The following is a 2,997-nucleotide window of genomic DNA, read 5'->3' as shown; positions in this document are numbered from 1 at the left end:
CGCCGGCGGCATCGCCCGCCCAGGCAAAACGGCCCGCCACCACGCAAACCGTGGCCTCGGCCAGCCCCGCACCCGCCGCCATCACCGCCGCAGCCGACCTGACCAAGGCCCCGCCCCGCCACACCGAACTGGACTTCAACCTGTACAAGCTGGGCACCGGCAACGGCCCCACCGTGCTGGTGGTGGGCGGCATACAGGGCGACGAGCCTGGCGGTTTTTCCGCCGCGTCGCTTCTGGTGACCCATTACGCCATCACGGGCGGATCGGTGTGGGTGGTGCCCAACCTCAATTTTTCCAGCATGATCAAGCGCTCGCGCGGGCCCAATGGCGACATGAACCGCAAGTTCGCCGCCCTGCGCAAGGACGACCCGGAATACGACACCGTCTGCCGCATCAAGGACATCATCCTCGACAAGCAGGTGGACCTGATCCTGAACCTGCACGACGGCAGCGGGTTCTACCGCCCCCGGAACGAAGGCCCCATGCGCAACCCCATGCGCTGGGGACAGAGCGTGATCATCGACCAGGCCACCCTGCCCGGCGCGCGCCACGGCGACCTTGCCGCCATGGGCCAGAAGGCCGTGCGCGAGGCCAACGGCGGCCTGCTCAGCCCCATGCACGAGTACCACCTGAAGAACACCCGCACGGCGGAAGGCGACCACGAGATGGAGAAGACCCTGACCTTCTTCGCCATCCGCCACGGCAAGCCCGCCTTCGGCATAGAGGCCAGCAAGGACTTTTCCACCGAACAGCGCGCCTACTACCATCTGCGCGTGTTGGAATCGTTCCTGCGCCAGATGGGCGTGGGCTTCAAGCGCGACTTCGCCATGACCCCGCGCGGCGTGCTGGCCGCGCTGGAAAGCGACGTGGCCGTGGCCTTCTTCGATCAGCGGCTGTACCTGCCGCTGGACGACGTGCGCGCATCGCTGGGGTACATTCCGCTCAAGAAGGGCGAAAAGGTATCGTTCACCGCCACCAAGCCCATCCTGGCCGTGGTGGACGAGGACGACGGCTACCGGGTGTTCTACGGCAACCGGGCGCTGACGCGCATCACCCCGGAATGGCGCGAATACACCGAGGGCCCCGGCTCGCTCTCGCTGGACGTGGACGGCCGCAAGCTGGTGGTTCCCTTCGGCAGGATGGTCACCGTGCGCGATGCCTTCACCGTGCACCCCGTGGACGGCTTTCGCGTCAACGCCATCGGCGCGCAGGTGGCCCGGCCCGACGCGCGCGACGACAGCGAATGCGACGTGGCCATCCGCAAGAAGGATTTCCAGAACCGCTTTTCCATCGACAAGTCGGGCAACATCTACCGGGTGGAAGTGTACCGGGGAGAAAAGTTCGCGGGCATGATCCTGGTGCGCTTCGAGGGTGGGGCCAAGCCCGGCAAGCGCGACATGCGGCCTTCGGTGGCGGGGAAGGAGAGCCTGCTGGGGTACTAGCCCTGCCGCGCAATAGCCCGAAAAATATCAAGAAGCCCCTTGCCGCCATGGCAGGGGCTTTTTCCGTTTCAGGCTGCGTCGAAAATTATTTCGGCACCTAACAGATTCTCCTTGACCGCCCCGGCGGATGCCCGTATCCAATTTGTTAGGCACCTAATCAAAGGCAAATCAAGGAGACCCAAATGAACATTTCCACCACCGAAAAGCTGTTTCACCAGCTACACTATTGCATGAATCTGCTGCACCGGGGCCATGGCCCGCACGGTCCGCATGGCGGGCGCGGCGGCGCACATCGCGGACAGGGCCGGGTTCTCGCCATGCTGGCCGAACGGGACGGGCTGAGCTCGCGCGACCTGGCGGCCCTGCTGCGCGTGCAGCCCCCCTCGCTCAGCGAACTGCTGGACAAGCTCTCGCGCGACGGCAGCATCGAACGCCGCCGCCACGAGGAAGACCAGCGCATGAGCGCCGTGTTCCTGACCGAAAAGGGCCGGTCCATGGTGGACGAGGTGCGCCAGGCCCGCACGGACGCGGCGGAAGCCACCCTGGCCGGTCTGACCGCAGAGGAGCAGGACAACCTTTCCGCGTTGCTGGACAAGCTCATCGCCTCGCTGGAGGCCAGGGAAGGCGAGACCGGGGCCTGCCGTCGCATGGGCGGGCACGGGCATGGACACGGCAGGGGCCGCCACGGTTGCCACGGGGGCGAAGACGCCGTTGCTGAAGGCGGGCGCGGCGGCCAGCATGGGCATGGTCCGCATGGACATGGACATCACGGGCACGGTCCGCATGGGCAGGGCTGCTGCCATGCGGCGCACGGCCCCGACGGTCCCCAGGGCCGCGCCGATGCGGAAGGTGAACGCGGCGGATGCTGCGGGCATGGACACGGTCGGGGACGCGCCGGTCATGCCGGTCATGCCGGTCATGCCGGACAAGGCGGACAAGGAGGCCGGGTTGGCCGCGGACGCCACGACGGGTTCGGCCCGCACGGACCGCGCGGCGACCGGGGACCGGACGCCGAGACGTCCCCCGTTGCCCGCGACACCGACGCGCCGGAAAACTTCGCGCCGGAAAATTTTGCGGCGGATGCGGAACGCGACGCCTGATCACGCCGCACCTCCGTGCGCATTTGCAAGAAAAGGGGCACCACGGCCACAGCCGGAGTGCCCCTTGGCCTTGGGCGTAACATGCCCGCGCCCTGCGGCACGGTGGCGCGTTGATGCGGTAGCGCGCCCCTGATGCAAAATGCCGTGCCTGCGGGGCCTGACGGCACCCCGCCCGCGCCGTTGCGTCCGTTCGCCGATTTACGGCATCCCTCGCCGCCCCATGGCGCCCTAGGGCGCGTCCCCGGGAAACACCACCCGCCCGGCCCGCGACAGGTCGTACCCCTCGAAGCCGTCGGCCAGGGCGCGGAAGCGCGCGTCCACCAGCATGCCCAGAAACAGCTGCACCCCCCGGTCGAAATAACGGGCGCGGGGCACCAGCAGGTCGAACCGCTCGCGCTGCACCGGCACGAAGCCAAGCCCCAGCAGCCCGGCCACGGCGCGGATGCCGGGGGCCG

The 2,997-nt window shown here is 68.1% G+C and carries 3 protein-coding genes; 2 read left to right on the top strand and 1 reads right to left on the bottom strand.

Annotation, left to right across the window (positions count from 1 at the left end):
- Together FVW20_RS11075 and FVW20_RS11070 are read left to right on the top strand one after the other, a co-directional pair.
- On the top strand, nt 1–1,442 hold a 1,442-nt coding region (locus tag FVW20_RS11075; protein WP_196609612.1), incomplete at its 5' end, for a M14 family metallopeptidase.
- Between the two features lie 182 nt (nt 1,443–1,624).
- Nucleotides 1,625–2,542 (top strand): MarR family winged helix-turn-helix transcriptional regulator, encoded by a 918-nt coding sequence (locus FVW20_RS11070; protein ID WP_196609611.1) that lies wholly within the window; start codon nt 1,625–1,627, stop codon nt 2,540–2,542.
- Between the two features lie 228 nt (nt 2,543–2,770).
- Here FVW20_RS11070 and FVW20_RS11065 read toward each other — a convergent pair.
- Nucleotides 2,771–2,997 (bottom strand): substrate-binding domain-containing protein (locus tag FVW20_RS11065; RefSeq protein ID WP_231039046.1); only part of this gene is annotated, 227 nt, incomplete at its 5' end.

It is taken from the genome of Nitratidesulfovibrio oxamicus (assembly GCF_015731765.1).
GTDB classification, from domain to species: domain Bacteria; phylum Desulfobacterota; class Desulfovibrionia; order Desulfovibrionales; family Desulfovibrionaceae; genus Cupidesulfovibrio; species Cupidesulfovibrio oxamicus.
This window is presented reverse-complemented; position numbering and strand designations above follow the sequence as displayed.